The following is a 21,400-nucleotide window of genomic DNA, read 5'->3' on the forward strand; positions in this document are numbered from 1 at the left end:
GCGAACGGGTGGCACGCACCAGGGCGACGGCTCCGCCCGCGCCGGCGATGGCCGGGCAGCGGTCCGCGGGGCGCGCGCTGGACGCGCCGGTGCGCCGCGCCATGGAGCAGCGGCTGGGCCACGACTTCGGCCGCGTGCGCGTGCACAGCGACGCGCGCGCCGCGGCCGCGGCGGCCGGGGTCGGCGCGCGCGCCTTCACCCTGGGCAGCGACGTGGTGTTCGGCGCGGGCGAGTATTCGCCGCACACCCCCGCCGGGCGCAGGCTCCTGCAGCACGAGCTGGCGCACGTGGTCCAGCAGTCCGGCCGTCCGTTGGCCGACGGGCCGCCGCGCGTCGGCCGTGCCTCGTCGGACGCCGAGCGGGCCGCGGACGAGGTCTCGCGCTCGCCCGCCCCGCGCCCCGCCGCGCGCCGGCGCCTGTCCCAGACCGCGCCGCCCTCGCCGCTGCTGCAGCGCGCCGCGACGACCTGGGCGGGCGAGTTCGACACCGACAAGTACGACGCGGTGCAGGACGGCGGAAAGGACGTGGGCGTCGACATCACCCTCCGCTTCAAGCCCGGGCGGAACGTGTTCGCGCGGAAGATCGGGATGGTGCAGACCTCGATCGCCAAGGTCGGCGGGAAGGCGGCGTTCGCCAGCGCGAGCGACCGGGGACGTGCCATCCCCGCGGGAAAGGCGGGGGAAGGGGTGGGGATCGACCGCGTCGACGACTACGCCAACCCGCTGTACGCCACGAAGAAGGCATCTCCCGGCGACACCCTGTCCAGCACGCCCACCACCAAGGGATGGGGGCGGCACGGCTGGCGCTACACCGACGGCGGCAAGCTCCACAAGCAGGACGCGCTGCTGATCGACAAGCCCACCATCACGCCGCCCGGGGTGAACCGCAGCGAGGTGTTCGAGAGCACCGCGCTGGCGGTCGACGGGGCGCAGCGGGGCACCTACTACGGCTCGGTGCGCTGGGGATGGGAGATCGACGCGGCGGGGGCCTTCACCAAGCTCCCCCTCTCGGTGGTCTCGGCCGACGCGCCCAGCGACGTGTTCGGCGCCGCCGCGGAGCTGTGGAACGCCAGCAAGACCGCCGCGGGCGACGAGACCATCGACCTGCCGCTGGTCACCGGCAAGTACACGAACGCGAAGGACGTGGAGCTGGTGGGCAACCCCGCGAAGGCGAAGGACTCGGTGAAGGCGAAGCTGCCGGTGAACACGCGCGTCGAGGTCACCGACAAGGCCGCCGGCCGGCTGTTCAACCTGGGGGCTGACCAGTGGTGGATGGTCACCGTGGTCGACGGCCCGCGGCGCGGCGCGGTGGGGTGGATATCCGCGGCCTCGCTCGCCGACGCGAAGGCCCCGTGACGCACCCGGGCGGCGATCCCGGGCGCGAGGCGCTGGTCCGGCGGCTCCGCGGGCTGGGCTACCTGGAGCTCTTCCACCGCGCCGACCCCTCCGCCGCCGCCGCCCTCCGCGACGAGCCGGGCGGCCGCGAGCGGCTGCGGGAGGTGATGCTGGACCCCGGCGCGCCGGGCGAGGCGCGCTTCCTGGCCGCCGAGGTCCTGGCGCTGGGAGATGCGGGCGATGCGCCACCGGGAGACGCGGCCGCGCTCGCGCCGGTCTACGCGGCGGCGCTGGCCGGCGGGTGGACCGGGTGGGGGAACGCCTGGGGCATCCCCGGCGAGGTGGAGGGCCCGGCGGGGCGCCACCTGCGCGCGCTGGGAACGGCGGCCGTCGCGCCGCTGTGGGAGCTGCTGGAGGACGGCGCGCCGGTGCGGTACAGCGGCAGCCAGGTGGCCACGCTCGGCAACGCCTTCGCCTTCCGGGTGAAGGACCTGGCGCTCTACTTCGTCCGCGGCATCCGCGGCGAGCCGCTGGACGTGCGCCGCGACCCGGCGGAGCGGGACGCGCAGATCGCGTCGCTCCGCGCGGCACTGATGGCGGAGACGCGGATGGAGAGGGACAACCCGAAGGGAGACGGATGAGAAGCGAGGCCCAAGCACCGCCGAGGAGGAGCGCATGACGACCTTTCCCGGCTCGCCCCGGCTGCTGAAGGGGGGGATCGTGCTGATCGACGCCGAGACGTCGGCGGTGCTGCGCATCATCGTGCTGCAGTACAACCCCGACACGCTCACCCGCAAGCTGCAGCCGCAGGCCACCGGCCAGGACGGCGGCGACCGCAGCGAGGCGCTGCGCATCAAGGCGCCGCCGGTCGAGACCATCACCCTCGAGGCCGAGATCGACGCCACCGACCAGCTGGAGCAGCCCGACCGCAACCCCGACGCGGTGCAGCTGGGCATCCACCCGCAGCTGGCCGCGCTGGAGACCATCGTCTACCCCACCAGCGCCGCGCTGGTGGAGAACAACCGGCTGGCGCAGTCGGGGACGCTGGAGATCCTTCCCATGGAGGCGCCGCTCTCGCTCTTCGTGTGGAGCAAGACGCGGGTGCTGCCGGTGCGCATCACCGACTTCGGCATCACCGAGGAGGCGTTCGACCCGGCGCTGAACCCCATCCGCGCCAAGGTCAGCCTGGGGATGCGGGTGCTGAGCGTGAACGACCTTGGCTTCCAGCACCGCGGCGGAAGCCTGTACATGGCCTACCAGCAGCAGAAGGAACGTCTCGCGGCGCGTGCCGCGGGCGGCGCCTTCGGCGCGCTGGGGATCGGAGGGATCCCGTGAGCAGCGACCCCGTACGCGCGCTTCTGGCGCTGGCCGGCACCGCCGGCCGCTTTCCCCCGCAGTCGCGCTACTCCGGCGTGGAGACGGCCGCCTACACCGGAGCGGACGGCCGCATCGTGGCGTATCTGCGCCGCCGCTTCATCCCCGCGGCCGACCGCTTCGCGCTGCTGCAGGAGCACACCGTCCGCCAGGGCGAGCGGCTGGACCACCTCACCGCGCGCTACCTGGGCGACCCCGAGGCGTTCTGGCGCATCTGCGACGCCAACGGGGCCATGCGCCCGGCGGAGATGGAGGAGGAGGGGCGGACGCTGCGCATCACCCTTCCCGCGGGGCTGCCGGGGGGGCTGAATGGCTAACCCGGTACGCCTGTCGCTGATGATCGGCCCCGCGGTCCCCGTGCCCGTACCCCAGGCGGTGCTCGACGCGCTGGTCCGCGTGCAGGTGATGACCACGGCGGGGGAAACGGCCAGCGGCTTCGAGCTCACCTTCTCGCTGACGAAGAGCTCGCCGCTGCAGACGATCTTCCTCCTGGCCGGCGGCGGCTCCATCCCCCTGGTCCGCGTGGTGATCGTGGCCACGGTGAACGGAACGCCCGAGGTGCTGATGGACGGGGTGATGACGAACCACGAGCTCGCCCCGGGCGAGAACGGCGGCCCGTCGACGCTCACCATCAAGGGGAAGGACCTCACCGCGGTGATGGACTACCTGGACTTCAGCGGGATGCTGTACCCGGCCATGCCGCCCGAGGCGCGCGTCGCCATCATCCTGGCCAAGTACATGGCCTTCGGGGTGATCCCCATGGTGATCCCCAGCGTGCTGATCGACATCCCCATTCCCGTGGAGCGCATCCCCACGCAGGAGGGGACGGACCTGGCGTACGTGAAGAGCCTGGCCGACGAGGTGGGCTACGCCTTCTACGTGAGCCCGGGGCCGGCGCCGGGGGCCAGCGTGGCGTACTGGGGGCCGGAGATCCGCATCGGCGCGCCGCAGCCGGCGCTGAACGTGGACATGGACGCGCACACCAACGTGGAGCGGCTGGGCTTCACCTTCGACACCGAGAGCAAGGAGCTGCCGATCCTGATCATCCAGGAGCCGCGCAGCAAGGCGCTGATCCCCATCCCCATCCCCGACATCACCCCGCTCAGCCCGCCGCTGGGCGCGGTGCCGCCGATCCCCAAGAAGTTCTACATCATCGACGGCACGGCCAAGCTGGGGCCCATCCGCTCGGCGCTGATCGGGCTGGCCAAGGCCGCGAAGAGCAGCGACGCGGTGACGGGAACGGGAACGCTGAACGTGGCCCGCTACGGGCGCGTGCTGAAGGCGCGGGGGCTGGTGGGGGTGCGCGGCGCGGGGACGGCGTTCGACGGGCTGTACTACGTGAAGAGCGTGACGCACACCATCCAGCGCGGCGACTACCGGCAGGAGTTCACCCTGGTCCGCAACGGGCTGGTCTCCACGCTTCCCCGGGTGCCCGCATGACCGAAAAGAAGCGCTTCTACGGAAAGTACCGGGGCACGGTGATCAACAACGTGGACCCCATGCAGCAGGGGCGCGTGCAGGCCATGGTCCCCGACGTCACCGGCGTGATCCCCAGCAGCTGGGCCACGGCGTGCGTGCCCATCACCGGCAAGCAGTACGGGATGTGGGTGCTGCCGCAGATCGGCACGGGGGTGTGGATCGAGTACGAGCAGGGCGACCCCGACTACCCCATCTGGTCCGGCTGCTGGTGGGGCTCGGCCGCCGAGCCGCCGGCGCTGGCGCTGGCCGCCGCGCCGGGGGTGCCCAGCATCGTGCTGCAGACGCAGGGGCAGAACACGCTGATGATCAGCGACGTTCCCGGCGCGGCCGGGGGCATCCTGCTGAAGACCAACACCGGGGCCATGATCTCCATCAGCCAGACGGGGATCATCATCACCAACGGCCAGGGGGCGAGCATCGTGATGGCCGGGCCGTCGGTGACGGTGAACCAGGGGGCGATGGTGGTGACGTAGTGCGGGAGTGCGAAAGTGCGAAAGTGCGGGAGTGCGGGAGTGCGGGAGTGCGCGTCCGACGCCTCGCGCCCTCTCCGGCCGGCCCAGGCCGTCCACCTCTCCCGTACCGGGAGAGGTGGCTGGGCGAGGGTGGTGCGACTGGGAGGCGTCCTGCCCGCCCGGCTGAAGCGTCCTCCGCGCGGGGGCTGCCGGGGCGCGGAGATGGTTTGGGAGCCACCCTCTCCCGGAACGGGAGGGGGTCGCGCCCTCCGGCGCGGGGGAGGGCGCGAGGCGGAGGGAACGCGGTGATGTCCGTTCGGGGGATGATCTCAAAGGAGGCCGGGAGATGCCGGGACCGCTGGTGCACGTCGGGGCTACGATCATGTGCCCGCACGGGGGGATGGCCCAGGTCGTTCCCGGGAGCCCGCGCGTGGTGGTGAACGCGCCCGCCGCGTCGATGGCCGACAGCTATCCCATCGCCGGGTGCCCGTTCCAGATCCCCGTGGGCGCGGGCACCAAGCCGCAGCCGTGCATCCGCGTGCAGTGGCTGGTGCCGGCCGCGCGGGTGATGGTGAACGGCTCGCCCGCCATCCTCCAGGCCAGCAGCGGGATGTGCTTCAGCGCGGAAGGGATTCCGCAGGGGCCGCCGGTGGTCTCGGCGGTGCAGCCGCGCGTCACCGGGATGTAGCCCATGAACATCGACTTCCCGTTCCACACCGACAACCGCGGCCGCACCGGCGAAACCGGCGACGACGACCACGTCCGCGACCTGATCGAGCAGGTGCTGTTCACCACGCCCGGCGAGCGCGTGAACCGCCCCGACTTCGGCAGCGGCCTGCTGCAGCTCGTCTTCGCCCCCGTGAGCGACGAGCTGACCGCGACCACCCAGTTCCTGGTCCAGGGCGCCCTCCAGCAGTGGCTGGGCGACATCATCCAGGTCGACGACGTCACCGTGGACGCCGGCGACGGCCGCGTGGAGGTCACCGTGCGCTACCTGGTCCGCCGCTCCGACCAGCGCAGGGAAGAGACGTTCAGCCGGGAAGCGTGAGGGAAGTGCGGAAGTGCGGAAGTGCGTGAGTGGCGCGGAGATGCGGCCTCGGGCCACGCATCACACGAGAAGTGAAGTGGGCGCCATCGCCTGAGCGCCGCCATCGAAGTTACCCCCTCCCGTCATCGGGAGGGGGTACGCGGCCCCAGCCGCGGGGGGAGGGCCTGCGGAAGGGAGGGCCCGCGGGGGGAGAGGGTTCCACGGGCGCGGCGGAATCGCACTGAAGTCTCGACGGGAACGCGGTTCATCGGGATTCATGCAGGCGCGCAGACCATCCAGAAGTCGCGGGTTCCGTCGCCGTCGTTCCATCGCCGTTCGCTGTCGCAGTTCCATCGCCGCCGATCTTCCGGCGCGTTCGGGCGGACCTCGCAGGTGAGGCCGCACGGCGTGGCGGCCGAATCCACCCTCGTTCCCCGAGCAAGCGGACCGAAGGGATGAAGAGCCAGCTCTACTGCCCCAGCGACACCCGCCGCGCCCTGGTGCGGCAGGACGGAACGCTGAACGGAATCGACTTCCTGGAGGTGCTCGACACCTCCAGCATCCCCCCGCGCCAGCAGACGCTGCTGGTGCACTGCTTCCTTCCCGTCACCGCCCTCACCGCCGCCAGCGTGCGCATCGAGGGCGGCGTGCGGGTGCAGGGGGTGGCCGTGGAGTGGGCGCTTCCCGCCAGCGAGGTGCTGGCCGGGCAGCCCGACGCCGCCGAGTCGAACAGGCTCAAGAACACGCTGCAGGCGCTGGACGACGACCCGCAGAACGTGCTGGTCGTGCGCACCGACCGCGCGGGCGACTTCTCCACCTACACGCTGCGGCTGGTGGACAGCGGCCCCGGCGCCGCCGACCTCCCGCCCAAGGGGTTCGATCCCCAGCTCTCCGAGGTGGCCTTCTCGTTCAAGGTGGAGTGCCCCAGCGAGTTCGACTGCCGCCCCCGCGAGGGGTGCGCCGAGCCCGCCGCCACCCCGCCGCCCATCGACTACCTGGCCAAGGACTACGCCTCGTTCCGCCGCCTGATGCTGGACCGCATGGCCGTGACCATGCCGGGGTGGAGCGAGCGCAACGCCGCCGACCTGGGGATCGCGCTGGTGGAGGTGCTGGCCTACGCCGCCGACCACCTGAGCTACTACCAGGACGCCGTGGCCACCGAGGCGTACCTGGGCACCGCCCGCCGCCGCGTCTCCGTCCGCCGGCACGCGCGGCTGGTCGACTACTTCATGCACGACGGCGCCAACGCGCGCACCTGGGTGACCTTCGAGGTCGAGCCCGCGAGCGACGCCGACGGCGAGGTGCTGCAGCCGGGAACGCAGCTGCTGACCGAGGCCGCCACCCCGCTCTCCACCGAGGTCACCGGCGACGACCCGGCGCAGACGGCCGAGGACGCGGGGGCGCTGGTATTCGAGACGCTGCACCCCGTCACCCTGCGCGCCGCCAACTCGCGCATCCGCGTGCACAACTGGGGCGACGAGCGCTGCTGCCTGCCCCGCGGCGCCACCCGCGCCACGCTGGTCCGCCTGAACGAGGGGGGATTGGTGGACCTGCGCCCGGGCGACGTGCTGGTGTTCGAGGAGGTGCGCTCGCCCGAGAGCCGCGCCGAGGCCGACGCCGACCCGCGCCACCGCCACGCCGTCCGCCTCACGCGGGTGGTGGAGACGGAGGACCCGCTCTTCACCGAGGACGATCCCACCCAGCTCCTGCGCGTGCTGGAGGTGTCGTGGGACCCGCAGGACGCGCTCCCCTTCACGCTCTGCCTGTGGGACGTGGCCGATTCGTCCGACCCCGACCTGCTGCACGCCGTCTCCGTCGCCCGCGGCAACGTCGTCCTGGCCGACCACGGGCGGACGGTGGCCGAGGAGCTGGACGAGCTCACCGCCTCCGCGCGCTACCGCCCGCGGCTGGCGCGCGCGCCGCTCACCCGGCAGGCGCGCGCCACCGACGCGGCGGGGAACTCCGTTGCCGTGGACCCCGCGAAGCCGGCGATCGCCGCCTTCCAGCGGGAGATGGGCGACGTGCGGCCATGGATCCGCCTGGAATCTCCCGAAACGCCCGGCGCGGTGTGGGACCCGCGCCCCGACCTGCTGGGGAGCGACCGCTTCGCCACCGAGTTCGTGGTGGAGAGCGAGGAGGACGGCACCACCTTCCTGCGCTTCGGCGACGGGCTGGCCGGGCGCCTTCCCGTCTCGAACCTGGCGGCCACCTACCGCGTGGGGAACGGCCGCGCGGGGAATGTGGGCGCCGACGCCATCACCCGGCTGGTGGATGCGCCCCAGGGCGTGGTCCGCGTGCGCAACCCGCTTCCCGCGGCGGGGGGCGAGGACCCCGAGCCGCTGGCCGACGTGCGCAAGTACGCGCCGACCGCCTTCCTGCGGCAGGAGCGCGCCGTCACCGAGGCCGACTACGCCGAGATGGCGCAGCGCCACCCCGAGGTGCAGCGCGCCGCCGCCACCCGCCGGTGGACGGGAAGCTGGTACACGGTGTTCGTGAGCATCGACCGGCGCGGCGGGTGCGCGGTGGACCAGGCCTTCCGCGACGAGATGCGGGCCTTCCTGGAGCCCTTCCGCCTGGCCGGGCACGACCTGGAGATCGACTCGCCCCAGTTCGTGCCGCTCGACGTGGTGCTCGCCGTCTGCGTGAAGCCGGGCTTCTTCCGCGCCGACGTGAAGCGGGCGCTGCTGGACGTGTTCGGCAGCGGCACCACGCCCGACGGGCAGCGCGCCTTCTTCCATCCCGACAACCTGACCTTCGGCCAGCCCGTGTACCTGAGCCGCCTGATCGCCGCGGCCATGCAGGTGCCCGGCGTGTCCTTCGTGCAGCCGAAGACCTTCCAGCGCTGGGGGCAGCCCGCGCGCGGCGAGCTGGCCGGCGGCGCCATCGTGCTGGACCGGCTGGAGATCGCGCGGATGGACAACGACCCCAGCCTTCCCGAGAACGGCAAGATCGACTTCCAGATGGAGGGTGGCCTGTGAGCGACGCCGACCCTCGCGCGGCCGACTGCGGCGCCGCGCTGGACACCTGCGGCTGCTGCGGCACCGACTCGCCCGGACTGGCGACGGACGCCGCGGCCGAGATCACCAACCCGCCGGGGCTTCCCGCGCTGGCGTACCGCATCGGCACGCAGCCGCAGTTCCTGGAGCGGATGCTGAAGCGCCTGGTTTCGCAGACCGTGCTCTCCGACGACGGGACGGCGGAGCTGCGCCCGCTGGTCTCCCTCTCCACCCGCGCGCCCGACGACCCCGCCATCTCGCTGCTCGACGCGTGGGCCACCACGGCGGACGTGCTGACCTTCTACCAGGAGCGCATCGCCAACGAGGGGTTCCTGCGCACGGCCACGGAGCGGCGCTCGGTGCTGGAGCTGGCGCGCACCATCGGCTACGAGCTGAACCCCGGCGTGGCCGCGTCCACCGAGCTGGCGTTCACGCTCGAGGACGTGAAGGTGGCCCCGCTCACCGCCGCCTCGGTCGTTCCCGAAACCGTCACGCTGGCCACGGGGCTGCGGGTGCAGAGCGTTCCCGGCCCCGGGCAGACGGCGCAGACCTTCGAGACGGTGGAAGAGGTGGAGGCGCGGCCGGAGTGGAACCTCCTTTATCCGCGGAAGACGAAGACGCAGGGGCTGGAGCTGGGCGAGACCGTGCTCTGGCTGGACGGGATCGCTACGGGGCTGCAGGTGGGCGACGCGCTGCTCCTCGTCGGCAAGGAGCGGGTGGCGTACGGCGGGAGCGAGAACTGGGACTTCCGCTTCGTCTCGGCGGTCGAGGCCGACGCAGCCAACGGGCGCACGAAGGTGACGTGGACGGAAGGATTGGGCTACAAGTCGTCCACCCGGCGCGTGGAGCCGGCGGACGACCCCGCCTGCTACGTGTTCCGCGCCCGCGGCTCGCTCTTCGGCTTCAACGCGCCGGACTGGCGGGCGATGCCGGGAATCATCAAGGCCGCCTTCGATCCGGCGAAGTCGGATCTCGACGCCAACGGGAACTACACGGGCAGCCTCACCCAGTGGCCGGAGTTCACCACCGCCGAGGGCGCCGACGAGAAGCTGGACCTCGACGCCACGTATCCCAAGGTCGTCTCCGGGAGCTGGATCGTCCTCAGCAAGGCGGACTACACCGAGCTCTACCGCGTGGTCACCGCGCTCCCCGCGGCGCGCACCGACTGGACGCTGACCGCGAAGGTGACGCGGCTGACGCTGGACGCGCGCGAGCACCTCAGCTGGTTCCCGCGCCGCGAGACGGTCGTCCATCTCCAGAGCGAGGAATTGCCGCTGACCGAGGCGCCCGACACCTCGCTGGTCGGCGGGCTCACCGTGCAGCTTGACCGCACGGTGGACGGGCTGGTCTCCGGGCGCACGCTGATCGTCTCCGGCCGCAGGCGGCGCGCGCGGGTGGCCGACCTGGCCACGGGCCTCGTCCTGGTCTCCACCGGCGGGGCGACGACCAAGGTGAACGCGGGCGAGGTGCTGTGGATGGTGGCGCCCGCCACCACCGCCGGCACCACGGTCACGTGGAAGGTGATGAACCGCCTGGGCGTCCAGGGCACCGTGGCCGAGGGCAAGGGGCAGATCACCGACGAGGACGCGGACGAGGGCGACGAGCTGCTGAGCGAGGTCGTGGTGCTCGATACGGTGACCGATGACGGGGTGCACACCACGCTGAAGCTGCAGAACCCGGGGATGCAGCGCTGGTACGACCGCGGCTCCACGCGCATCTGGGCCAACGTGGCCGCCGCCACTCACGGCGAAACGGTCAGCGAGGTGCTGGGCAGCGGCGACGGCTCGCAGGCCAACCAGAAGTTCACGCTGAAGCGCCCGCCGCTCACCTACGTCTCCGCGGCGACGGCCACGGGAACGGCGACCACGCTGGAGGTGCGGGTGAACGACCTGCGCTGGAGCGAGGTCGTGGCCTTCAACGACGCCGGCCCCGAGAGCCAGGTCTACACCGTCCGCCAGGCCGATGACGGCACCGCCACCGTGCAGTTCGGCGACGGGATCCGCGGCGCGCGCCTTCCCACCGGCTCGGCCAACGTGACCGCGACGTACCGCACCGGCATCGGCCCGGCGGGCGAGGTGGGGACGGGAACGCTCAGCCTGCTGCAGAGCCGCCCGCTGGGACTGAAGGAGGTGACGAACCCCGTCGCCGCCACCGGCGCCGCCGCGCCCGAGGAGCTGGAGGACGCCCGCGGGAACGCACCGCGGACCGTGCTGACGCTGGGGCGGATCGTCTCCCTGAAGGACTTCGAGGACTTCGCCCGCGCCTTCGGGGGGATCGGGAAGGCGCGCGCCGTGGCGCTGTGGAGCGGCGAGCGGCAGGTGATCCACATCACCATCGCCGCGGCCACCGGGGGCGGCGTGGCGTCGGATTCCGACGTCTACCACAACCTGGTCGCGGCCATCGACCGCTACCGCGAAGGGAGCGAGCGGGTGAAGGTGGAGAGCTACGCCGCGCGCACCTTCCGCCTCGACGCGGCCGTCATCATCGACCCGGTCTTCGTGGCCGTGGACGTGCTGGCCGACGCGGAGGCCGCGCTCCGCGAGGCGTTCTCGTTCGAGGCGCGCGACTTCGCGCAGCCGGTGACCGGCGCCGAGGTGATCTCCGTCATCCAGGCCGTCCCCGGCATCGTCGCGGTCGATCTCGACCGGCTCGAGCTGGTCGGCCAGTCCACCGGGAGCGGGCTTCCCGCGGCCAAGGTCCTTCCGTCGCAGACCACGCGCTTTTCGGGGACGACGACCCTTCCCTCCGAGCTGCTCCTGCTCGACGACCACGGCGTGACCCTTCGCGAGGTGCCCGCATGAGCGAATCCGGCGCCGAGCGCCTGTACGCGCTCCTTCCCGCCGTCTACCGCCTCCGCGACGCCGACGAGGGGTACCCCCTGCGCGCGCTGATGGCGGTGATGGAGACGGAGATGGCGGCGGTGGAGGCCGACATCTCCGGGCTGTACGAGAACTGGTTCATCGAGACCTGCCAGGAGTGGGTGGTGCCCTACGTGGGCGACCTGCTGGGCGTGCGCGGCCTGCGCCCCGCCGCCGGCGGCGCCTACACGCAGCGCGCCCGCGTGGCCAACGCCATCGGCTACCGCCGCCGCAAGGGGACCGCGGCGGTGCTGGAGCAGGTGGCCCGCGACGTCACCGGGTGGCCGGCGCACGCGGTGGAGTACTTCCAGCTCCTGGCGGGCACCCAGCACCTCTCCCACGTCCGCCCGGGCACGGGGGGGACGGCGAGCCTGCGCGATTCGTCGAGTCTCGAGCTGGTCGGCGGGCCGTTCGAGCAGGTGGCCCACACGGCCGAGGTGCGGCACATCGACAACGGGCGGGGGAGATACAACATCCCCGACGTGGGCGTGTTCCTGTGGCGGCTGCAGAGCTACCCGGTGGTGCGCGCGCAGGCCCGGCTGGTGACCGCGCCGGGCGACGCGGGCTACACCTTCAGCCCGCTGGGGACGGATGGGCCGCTCTTCAACCGCGCGCGGACCGAGACGGCCATCAGCCACCTGGCCCGCGAGCAGGACGTTCCGGATCCGCTGCGCCGCCGCGCGCTGTACGACGAGCTGGAGGCCCGCCGCGCCTCGCTGGAAGCGGGAGCGGAGGTGGTGGAGACCTGGTTCGGCGACGATGCCGTGATCCAGGTATTCCTGGACGGCGAGCTGGTGCCCGGCGAGCAGGTGATGGTGTGCGACCTGGACCCCTGGCGGCGCCCGCCCGCGTCCACCTTCCAGCTCCCCGACGGACGCACCTTCGACACGCTGGTGTCGGTTGATCCTCCGCGCGGCCGGCTGGCGCTGGCCGACGGGCTGGCGCTGCCGGACACGGTGGAGGTGGGCTTCGCCTACGGCTTCCCCGGCGACCTGGGCGGCGGGCCGTACGACCGCCGCGAGCCGGTGGAGGCGTGGCTGGAGCGCGTGGGCGGCGAGGTGCACTGGCAGGCGGGCGTGGTGGCTGATCCCTCGTCCGACCCCGACGTGCTGTACGCCGACCTGCGCGACGCGGTGGCCGCGTGGAACGCCCAGCCGCCGGGCACGGTGGGGGTGATCGCGGTGATGGACAGCCGCACGCTGGACTACCCGCTCACCGGCGGCGACACCGTGCTGATCCCCGAGGGAAGCCACCTCCTCCTCGTGGCCGCGGGGTGGCCCGATCCCGCGCCGATGCCGCCGGGGGGAGGGAAGACGCGCCTTCTCCCGCAGGACCTGCGGCCGCACCTGCGCGGCTCCATCGCCGTGCGCGGGGTGAAGCCGCAGGGGGTGATCACCATCGAGAGCTCGAACCCGGGGAGCTTCTCGGTCGACGGGCTGCTGATCGAGGGCGAGATCGAGGTGCGCGACGGGAACCTGGGGCAGCTCCTGGTCTCGCACAGCACGCTGGTTCCCGCGGCGGGCGGCGTCACCTGCGCGGCGGGGAACCCGCGGCTGGAGGTGACCATCGCCCGCAGCATCACCGGCGCCGTGAGCATCCGCGGCGCCGCCCGCCTCCTGCGCGTGGAGGACAGCATCGTCGACGGGCTGGGGGCGCTCACCGCGCTCCGCGGCCCGGCGGTGGAGCTGGAGGCGGTCACCCTCTTCGGCGGCGTGCGCGCGGTCACGCTCACCGCCAGCAACTCCATCTTCACCCGCACCGTCACGGTGGAGCGGCGGCAGACCGGGTGCGTGCGCTACAGCTGGGTGCCCCCCCAGTCGCGCGTTCCCCGCCGCTACGAGTGCCGCCCCGAGACGGCGTCGGCCGCGCGGCGCGAGGAGCCGCAGTTCACCTCGCGCGGATACGGGCACCCCGCGTACGCCCAGCTTTCCCTGTCGTGCCCCGCGGTGATCCGCGAGGGCGCCGACGACGAGGGCGAGATGGGCGCCTGGCACTTCCTGCAGCAGACCCAGCGGATCGCCGACCTGCGCGCCGGGCTGGGCGAGCACCTCCGCGTCGGCCTGGAGGCCGGCCTTTTCTTCGCGACCTGAGGAGATCCCCATGAAAGGCGACCTCACCCGGGCCACCTTCCGCCCGGAGCGCCACTTCTCCAGCGTGCGCCAGCAGCAGGGCCGCGTGCTGCTGGACGCCGACTGGAACGAGCAGGCCGACATCGAGGCGTACCGGCGGCACGTGACGGCGGGCGACCTGATCGGCCCGGCGGGCGGCCCGCTGCACGCCGCCGCGTTCGGCTACGTGGACGCGGCCCCGCTCACGCAGGCGCAGCGCACCGAACTGCAGGGGCGCGGCGTCGTGTTCCCCCTGTCGGGCGACGTGCTGCTGGGCCCCGGCCGCTACTACGTGGACGGCGTCCTGTGCGAGAACGAGCAGATCGTCTCGTACCTGCACCAGCCCGACGGCGCGGGGCTGTCCGCGCTCCCCGCCGGGCGCCACCTGCTGTACCTGCACGTGTGGGAGCGGCACGTGACCTGGCTCGACGACCCGCTCCTGCGCGAGGTGGCGCTGAACGGCCCCGACACCGCCACCCGCGCCCGCGTGGTCTGGCAGATCGGCGCGCTTCCCGTGGCCGCCGGCACCGCGTGCCTGGCGGCGGTCCCCGCGTACGACCAGCTGGTCCTGCCGCCCACGGGAACGCTGCGGGCCCGCGCGGCGGCGGGGAACACCAACCAGGGCCCCTGCGTGGTCTCGGACGACGCGGGGTACCGGCGGCTGGAGAACCAGCTCTACCGCGTGGAGGTGCACGACGGCGGCGCGGTGGGCGTGGCCACCTTCAAGTGGTCGCGCGACAACGGCGCGGTGGTCACCTCGGTGAAGTCCATCGCCGGCGCCGACGTGGTGGTGGGCGAGGTGGGGCGCGACGCGCTCCTCTCCTTCGCTCCGGGGCAGACGGTGGAGCTGGTCGACGACGCGCTGGAGCTGCGCGGCGTCCCGGGGACGATGTACGAGATCGACGAGGTCGACGTCTCCACCGGCACCGTCCGCCTCACCCAGTCGCCGGGGTACGCGGTGAACGCCGCGCTCCATCCCAAGCTGCGCAGGTGGGATGGCGGCGAGGCGGTGAAGGTCACCACGGGGGGATGGATCGCGCTGGAGCAGGACGGGGTGGAGATCCGCTTCGCCGCCGGCACCTACCGCGCGGGCGACTGGTGGCTGGTTCCCGCACGGACCACGACGGGCGACGTGGAGTGGCCGAAGGACGGGGCCAACCAGCCCGCCGAGCGCCTCCCCGCGGGAACGCAGCACCACTACGCGCGGCTGGGGCTGGTGGACATCGCGGGGAACGGGAGCGTGTCCGGCTTCCTCGACTGCCGCTCGCTCTTCCCGCCCGTGACGGAGCTGACGACGTTCGAGTATCTGGGGGGCGACGGGCAGGAGGTGATGCCCAACTTCCTGCAGCCGGGGAACTCCACCAACCTCGCCCTCCCGCTGCGCGTCGGTGTGGCCAACGGGAGGTGGCCGGTGCAGGGCGCGCGCGTGGTGTTCGAGGTGCTGGACGGCGGCGGGCAGGTGCAGGGGACCAACCCGAACACCGCCTTCGGGGCGCAGATGGCGTCGTTCACCACGGCCGAAGGGGTGGCCGAGGCGCTCTGGCGGCTCCCGTCCACCGGCGCGCCGCACCGGGTGCGGGCCACGCTGCGCGACGCGGCCGATCAGCGGGTGGGGCTGCCGATCATCTTCGGCGCCAACCTGAGCCAGGCCACGCAGGTGGCCTACGACCCGCGCAACGTCTGCGGCAGCGGCAACGTGCCGCAGGTGAACACGGTGCAGGCGGCGCTGGACCGGCAGACGCAGCTCTGCCGCCTCTTCTACGCCGGCGGCGACGGGCAGGAGGCCATGCCCGGGCAGCCGCTCGCCCAGCCGCTGCGCGTCTCCGTGGCCAACGCCTGCGGGCCGGTGGCGGGCGCGACCGTCACCTTCGCGGCGGATGCGGGCGGGCATCTGGGCGCGGCCATTCCCGTGGCGGGGGGCGCGCCCGCGACGCTCACCGCGACCACCGACGCGAACGGCTTCGCGCAGGTGTTCTGGGTGCCGGCGAACGACGGGACCAGGCCGTCGCAGCAGTGCACGGCCACGCTGTCGGCCGCGCCGAACAGCCTGCCGCTGGGCTCGCCGGTGTCGGTGCGCTTCACCGGGGGGCTGAGCATCGCCGCGCAGGTGGGCTACACGCCGTCCAGCAACTGCAACCTGCCGCAGAGCATCAACAACGTGCAGGCGGCGCTGGACCAGCTCTGCGCCGGGCTGGGGGCGCCGCCGCAGCGCATCGTGGTGCAGAACGTGACGGTCGGCGCCACCAACCTGCGCCCCGACGTGCTGATTCCGGGGCCGACGCTCGGGCTCTCGGGGATCGACGTCGTCTGCGACCAGCCGCTCGACGCGCTGGCCGGCCAGACCTGGGCGTGCGAGGTGGAGGTCCTGATGATGGACAACCGCTACGACATCTGGTCCGTGCGCGCGCCGCTGAGGCTGCAGGGCATGGTGTCCGTGTCGGGAAGCACCCTGCAGTGGCGCGCGCACTCGTTCCTGCAGACGTTCCTCAACCAGTTCACGAACGTGTTCTTCCCCACGCAGGCGCATCTCACCGTCCGGGGCAACTTCGTGTGGGGCAGCAGCCCCCCCAACGCGTACCTCGACGCCGATCTTTTCACCGCGCGGGTGAACAACCTCCTGGCCGCACAGTTCCCCACCGGCGACGGCATCCGCGGCGGGAACCTGGAGATGTGGTTCTGGCTGGGCACGCCGTACGTCTTCACCTTCGGCGATATCGCGGCGTCGGGCACCACCGTGGGCACCGTGTCGGTCACGGAGCCCGCGCCGGAGGGCGGACTGACCCTCCGGCTGGCCAGCAGCGACCCGGCGGTGGCCGCGCTCCCCGAGACGGTGTTCATCCCCGAGGGCGAGACCCGGGTCACCTTCGACGCCAAGGTCAAGCCGCCCAAGTCCGGCCCGCTGGACGTGCAGATTTCGTCCACGCTGGTGGAGGCGGGGGACCGGCCCATCCCGCAGCTGTCGGTCACGCACGACGTGCGGCTGCAGAAGCGCCGCCGGTAGGCGTGGGTGAAGGTCGATTCACGACGGCACGAGCGGCAGGGCGCGGAGACGATCTCTCCGCGCCCTCCGCACTTCAGCGTGCCAGGGTATCTGTTTTCGATGCATGCGATTAGGACCCTCGCCACGAGGCGCTGGCAGCAGTATATTGGGTGCGCGGCAAGCTGCTACCCGCGCGCCGGCGGGGGATTCTCCGCGCGCTGGCACGATTCGGGTAGATCCCGCTCCCCTCGGACACACCTGTTCCCACTCCGACCCATGAGACGCATGCACCCAAAGTGGTTCGCAATCGCGGCGCTGGCCGCGGCGCTGGCGCCGGGCGCGGCGCGCGCGCAGGGCGCCCCGCGCGACACGGGGCTGATCATCTCCTCGGTCGAGGCCGCGGCGCGGGCGCCGGTCACGCGCTGGAAGAACTTCTCCCTCATCGTGGACCTGTCCGACCGCAAGCTGTACCTGATCAGCGACGGCGAGGTGGTGCGCACCTTCCCGGTCGCGGTGGGGCAGGAGGGGTACGCCACGCCGCCGGGGAGCTACCACATCCAGCACATCATCTGGAACCCGTCGTGGCGGCCGCCGGCGTCGGACTGGGCGCGCGACCGGCACGTCGAGCCGCCCGGCGCCATCAGCAACCCCATGGGGCGGGTGAAGCTCTTCTTCCGCGAGCCCGACCTGTACATCCACGGCACCTACCTTCCCAGCTCGCTGGGGAACGCGCGGTCGCACGGGTGCATCCGCCTGCGCAACATCGACGCGGTGGAGCTGGCCAGGATCGTGATGGTGAACGGCGGCACCAACCGCGACCAGGCCTGGTACGACGAGACCGTCGAGAAGGCCGACACCACGCGCGAGGTGCAGCTGGCGCGGCCCGTGCCCCTGCGCGTGCGGCAGTAGCCACGAGGAAGATCGGTAGATGAGAACGGGAGCGGTGCGCGAACGGCGCATCGCTCCCGTTTCGATTGCCGGGACATTACGCAGGGAAAGAAATCTCACGCGGAGACGCGGAGGAGCATGGCCGGCATCTCCGCGCCTCCGCGTCTCCGCGTGAGATCCGGCAGAGCCGCGGAACCGCGACGACCTCGTCCTGCTTGGATGGAATGGCGGCGGTCCGTACGTTGTCCAATCCAGCGAGAGAGGGCCGGGCGCGGCGGCCGCCGCACGGCCGCGGACCCGGACCACGCGCGGATGCACGCCGACCTCACCGACCCGGAGCTGATCGGCCTGGCGCGCGCGGGCGACGAGCGCGCGTTCCGCGAGCTGGTCGAGCGCCACGAGTCCGCCGTGGCCGCCACCGTCATCGGCATGCTGGGCCCCGGCGACGACGCCGACGACGTGGGGCAGGAGACGTTCATCCGCTTCTACCGGGCGCTGGGCGACTTCCGCGGTGAGGCGGCGGTGCGCACGTACCTGCGGCGCATCGCCATGAACCTGTCGCTGAACGCGCTGAAGCGCCGCCGCCGCTTCGCCTTCCGCTTCCCCAGCCGCGACCGCGAGCCGCTCCCCGAACCGGCGGTGGAGGGCGGCGTGGAGGTGGAGTCGCGCGAGGCGCAGGCCCGCGTGCGCGCGGCCATCGACCGGCTGGGGCCGAAGCACCGGCCGGTGGTGGTGCTGCGGATGATCGAGGGGTGCTCCACGCGCGAGACGGCCGAGGTGCTGGGGGTGCCCGAGGGCACCGTCCTCTCCCGCCTTTCGCGCGCGATGGAGCAGCTGGCGGCCGAGCTCCGGTCCTACGCGACCGGCGCGGACGAGATTCAGGAGGGAAGACGATGAGCGAGCGGATGCGGGAAGATGCGGCGCCCCCGCGCGTCGAGGCGCTGCTGCGCGCGAGCCGCCGCGACGCATTCGCGCCGGGGTTCGCGCAGCGGGTGATGCGGCGCGTGCGCGACGAGCAGGCTTCAGCGGCGGCGCTGTTCGGCGCCGTGCTGCAGCGCCAGTTCCTGCGCCTGGCGCCGCTCGCGGCCGCGGCGGTGCTCGCGCTGGCCGGGTGGAACCTCCGCACCGCCGACCGGCGCCAGTCGCCGGTCGAGGCGGCGCTCGGCCTCCCCGCCGTCACCGCCGACGCGGCGCTGGCGGTCGACTCGCCGGCGGAGGAGGGGAGGGGATGAAGATCGAGACGCAGACCGCCGCCATCCTGCTGACCACGCTGCTGCTGGGCGTGCTGCTGGGCGCCGTGGGCGGGGGGACGATGGCGGCCGGGCGGCGCGCGCGGATGGAGGAGATGCGGCGCCCCGGCGGCTTCGTGGAGCACGTGGAGGAGGTCATCCGCCCGCGCGACGAGGCCCAGCGCGCCGCCCTCCGCCCGGTGATCGAGGCCGCCGCGCGCCGCAACCAGCAGATCATCCGCGGCGCCAACGCCCGCCTCCGCGCCGAGCTGGACTCGATGCGCGCGCGCCTGGCCCCGCGGCTCGACCCCGCCCAGCGCGCGCGGCTGGACCGTTTCCTCCCCCCGCCGTTCGGCCCGCCCCCGCCGCCCGCCGGTGGCCGCCCACCTCCGCGCGAGGGCCCGCCCCCCGGCGGCGGCCCGCCGCCGGGAGAGCGCCCGTCCCCGGGCGAAGGTCCGCCCGGCGCGGACCGCCCGCCGCCGCCGCAACCATGAAGCGCGGGACGTTCAGCAGATCTCATTCGGAGGCGCGGACAACATCGTCCGCGCCTCCGCTGCTATCCACCCGTTCCGCCCCGGAGAGCGGGCGTTCCGCGCCCAACTGCAGGGAGGACGAAAGGAGATCGGTCGTGAGCGCCGATGCCGCCGAGTGAGCGGATCAGCCTCGCGCAGTTTGCGAGGCGTCCCGTGGTTGTTGCTGCGACGCTGCGACTTCAGTCGCCGGTGCGGGCCCAGCCCTCGAACTTCGATCTCCGCCGCCCCACCTACCTCCCCTCCGCCACCGCCGGGAGGATGTAGCGGGGGATGGTTTCGAAGATGCTCTGGAAGTTCGCGGGACCGTCGTTGTAGTTGCCGCCGTACACGGCGATCACCAGGTCCAGCGCGGGGATGGCCATCACCTCCTGCCCGCCGTTGCCGGACGCGTAGTATGCCTGCACGGTCCGCTCGGCGTAGGGATAGTCGACCACCCACCAGAGGTAGCCGTACCTCGCGCGCGAGCCCATCGGGTAGCGCGGGGTGACGGAGCGGCGCACCCACGCCTCGCTCACGATGCGGCGGCCGTTCCACGTTCCGCCGTTCAGGTACAGCTGCCCCAGCTTCATGAAGTCGCGCGGCCGGAAGCGCCATCCCCCGCCCATGTACGCGTCGCCCGACGGGGTGATGGGGACGTAGTAGCCCTGCATCCCCAGCGGCCCGCCGACCAGGTCGTACATCAGGTCGGGGATCGAGCGCCCCGTGGCGCGCGCCAGCACGCCGCCGGCCAGGTGCGGCTGGATGGAGCAGTAGACCGCCGAGTCGCCGGGCTGGCGGATCATCTTCAGGTCCAGGATCATCCCGTACCAGTCCGGGTTCTCCTCCTGCTGGGTGATGGTTTCCTCGTTCCCGGGAGAGGCGTCGTTGCCGTCGTCGCAGTCCAGCCCCGACGACATCGTCAGCAGCCGCTCCAGCGTCAGCGCCCCCGCGCGCGGATCCAGGTCTCGCGCGCCGGGGCGCATCGTCGCGTAGACGCGCGTGTCGGGGCCCACGTCCATCCCCGCCTGCATCGCCGCGCCGACGAGCACGCTCTCGACCGTCTTCGACGCGGAGCGGGTCTCGTGCGCATGGTCCGCGTCCTCGCCGTGGAAGTACTCCTCCAGCACCAGCTTGCCGTGCCGGGCGATCAACAGCCCGTGCAGCCTGTACGCGCCGATCGAATCCGCCGCCGAGGCGATGAGCGACCGCACCAGCTCCGAGATCCGGTCGCGCGAGATCCCCACCTCCTCCAGCGTGCCGACGGGCCAGCCGTCTTCCCGCGCGAGCGGCGGCGTGTAGGTGTAGGGCACGGCGGGGCGGCCGCGGGGATGGAAGAAGGTGAAGGCGCCCTCCGGCACCCGGTGGAAGTCGTACGTCCCGCCGCGGCTCTCGAACGAGACGGTCATCACCCCGTCGTGCAGCGTGCCGCGGGTGAGGAGCTGCCCGCGCGCGTCCAGCAGGCGGACGCCGGCGCTGTCGGCCTCGATGTGGTGCAGGCGGATGAAGCGCCCCAGGTTGCGCTCGGGGTTGCGGATGAACGCGCCCAGCGTGCCGTCCGCGCGCCGGTCGATGCGGATGAACCACGTGATCGCGTCGGCCAGCGGCGCGACGGTGGCGGCGAAGCAGCCCGTGCCGCAGCCCTCCAGCACCAGCGGCGAGGCGTAGCGCTGCCCCGATTCCACGGTGCGCGGCTGGATCCAGTGCCCCACGATCCGCGTCCGCCGCGCGTCGAACCGCCCGATGAAGGCGCCGGAGCCGTCCGGCAGCTCGAACGCCACGCTGTCGCGCGCCACCCGCACCGCCGCCGCCCGCCCGGCGATGGACGCGCGCCATCCCCCCGCGGGATGGTCGACGACGAGCCGCCCCGCCACGTCCGGCCCGAACCGCCCCTTCGCTTCCCAGAGTCCGACCAGGTCAGGCGCCGCCGGGCGCTGCGCGAACGCGCCCGGTGCCGCCATCGCGAGCGCAACGGCGGCCAGGCAAACACGGGGGAGATGCTTCATGGCGAGTCTCCTCGATCGTCAGGAATGCGCGGCGCGTGAGGCTGACGAGCGGCGGCCGCGGCGGGAGATGCGATCCTGTGTGCCGCGGAAGCGGGGAAAGGTTGCAGCGGGGATCATCGCCATCCCGGAACAAACAGGATCGCGCGGAGCAGCGGAGGAG

17 protein-coding genes are annotated in these 21,400 nt (G+C 72.9%); 16 read left to right on the forward strand and 1 reads right to left on the reverse strand.

What is annotated here, in order from left to right; genetic code table 11:
* The first annotated feature begins 8 nt into the window (after positions 1–8).
* From VLK66_RS06100 to VLK66_RS06175, 16 genes are all read left to right on the forward strand, one after another.
* A complete protein-coding gene (locus tag VLK66_RS06100) occupies positions 9–1,355 on the forward strand; it encodes a DUF4157 domain-containing protein (RefSeq protein ID WP_325308495.1) in 1,347 nt (448 codons plus the stop codon).
* Positions 1,352–1,975 carry a hypothetical protein gene (locus tag VLK66_RS06105; RefSeq protein WP_325308496.1) on the forward strand — a complete coding sequence of 208 codons (624 nt, stop codon included), beginning with the start codon at positions 1,352–1,354 and terminating at the stop codon, positions 1,973–1,975. Before VLK66_RS06100 ends, VLK66_RS06105 begins: the two co-directional genes overlap by 4 nt.
* Before the next feature lie 34 nt (positions 1,976–2,009).
* Positions 2,010–2,669, forward strand: coding sequence for a hypothetical protein (locus VLK66_RS06110; protein ID WP_325308497.1), 660 nt, complete (start codon positions 2,010–2,012; stop codon positions 2,667–2,669).
* A complete protein-coding gene (locus VLK66_RS06115; RefSeq protein WP_325308498.1) occupies positions 2,666–3,025 on the forward strand; it encodes a hypothetical protein in 360 nt (119 codons plus the stop codon). The genes VLK66_RS06110 and VLK66_RS06115 overlap by 4 nt, the downstream gene beginning before the upstream one ends.
* Positions 3,018–4,148, forward strand: coding sequence for a hypothetical protein (locus VLK66_RS06120; RefSeq protein ID WP_325308499.1), 1,131 nt, complete (start codon positions 3,018–3,020; stop codon positions 4,146–4,148). The genes VLK66_RS06115 and VLK66_RS06120 overlap by 8 nt, the downstream gene beginning before the upstream one ends.
* On the forward strand, positions 4,145–4,660 hold the full coding sequence (locus VLK66_RS06125) for a phage baseplate assembly protein V (RefSeq protein WP_325308500.1): 516 nt from the start codon (positions 4,145–4,147) through the stop codon (positions 4,658–4,660). Before VLK66_RS06120 ends, VLK66_RS06125 begins: the two co-directional genes overlap by 4 nt.
* Before the next feature lie 325 nt (positions 4,661–4,985).
* The gene (locus VLK66_RS06130; RefSeq protein ID WP_325308501.1) at positions 4,986–5,327 is read left to right on the forward strand and encodes a hypothetical protein; all 342 of its coding nucleotides are present in this window, start codon (positions 4,986–4,988) and stop codon (positions 5,325–5,327) included.
* A gap of 3 nt (positions 5,328–5,330) precedes the next feature.
* Positions 5,331–5,687 (forward strand): GPW/gp25 family protein, encoded by a 357-nt coding sequence (locus VLK66_RS06135; RefSeq protein WP_325308502.1) that lies wholly within the window; start codon positions 5,331–5,333, stop codon positions 5,685–5,687.
* 434 nt (positions 5,688–6,121) lie between these two features.
* Positions 6,122–8,644 (forward strand): putative baseplate assembly protein, encoded by a 2,523-nt coding sequence (locus VLK66_RS06140; protein ID WP_325308503.1) that lies wholly within the window; start codon positions 6,122–6,124, stop codon positions 8,642–8,644.
* Positions 8,641–11,463, forward strand: coding sequence for a putative baseplate assembly protein (locus VLK66_RS06145; RefSeq protein WP_325308504.1), 2,823 nt, complete (start codon positions 8,641–8,643; stop codon positions 11,461–11,463). The genes VLK66_RS06140 and VLK66_RS06145 overlap by 4 nt, the downstream gene beginning before the upstream one ends.
* A complete protein-coding gene (locus VLK66_RS06150) occupies positions 11,460–13,610 on the forward strand; it encodes a phage tail protein (RefSeq protein WP_325308505.1) in 2,151 nt (716 codons plus the stop codon). Before VLK66_RS06145 ends, VLK66_RS06150 begins: the two co-directional genes overlap by 4 nt.
* Before the next feature lie 10 nt (positions 13,611–13,620).
* Positions 13,621–16,629: a DUF6519 domain-containing protein gene (locus VLK66_RS06155; RefSeq protein ID WP_325308506.1), complete on the forward strand. Its 3,009-nt coding sequence runs from the start codon at positions 13,621–13,623 to the stop codon at positions 16,627–16,629.
* A 264-nt stretch (positions 16,630–16,893) separates the two neighbouring features.
* Positions 16,894–17,517, forward strand: a complete 624-nt coding sequence (locus VLK66_RS06160; protein WP_325308507.1) for a L,D-transpeptidase — start codon at positions 16,894–16,896, stop codon at positions 17,515–17,517.
* A 291-nt stretch (positions 17,518–17,808) separates the two neighbouring features.
* The gene (locus VLK66_RS06165; RefSeq protein WP_325308508.1) at positions 17,809–18,393 is read left to right on the forward strand and encodes an RNA polymerase sigma factor; all 585 of its coding nucleotides are present in this window, start codon (positions 17,809–17,811) and stop codon (positions 18,391–18,393) included.
* Positions 18,390–18,728 (forward strand): hypothetical protein, encoded by a 339-nt coding sequence (locus tag VLK66_RS06170; protein WP_325308509.1) that lies wholly within the window; start codon positions 18,390–18,392, stop codon positions 18,726–18,728. Before VLK66_RS06165 ends, VLK66_RS06170 begins: the two co-directional genes overlap by 4 nt.
* Positions 18,725–19,219, forward strand: coding sequence for a hypothetical protein (locus VLK66_RS06175; RefSeq protein WP_325308510.1), 495 nt, complete (start codon positions 18,725–18,727; stop codon positions 19,217–19,219). Before VLK66_RS06170 ends, VLK66_RS06175 begins: the two co-directional genes overlap by 4 nt.
* Positions 19,220–19,488: 269 nt before the next feature.
* On the opposite strand, the gene VLK66_RS06180 is transcribed toward VLK66_RS06175, so the two are convergent.
* The gene (locus VLK66_RS06180; RefSeq protein ID WP_325308511.1) at positions 19,489–21,240 is read right to left on the reverse strand and encodes a serine hydrolase; all 1,752 of its coding nucleotides are present in this window, start codon (positions 21,238–21,240) and stop codon (positions 19,489–19,491) included.
* Positions 21,241–21,400: the final 160 nt, after the last annotated feature.

The sequence above is a fragment of the Longimicrobium sp. genome, assembly GCF_035474595.1.
Taxonomy (GTDB): domain Bacteria; phylum Gemmatimonadota; class Gemmatimonadetes; order Longimicrobiales; family Longimicrobiaceae; genus Longimicrobium.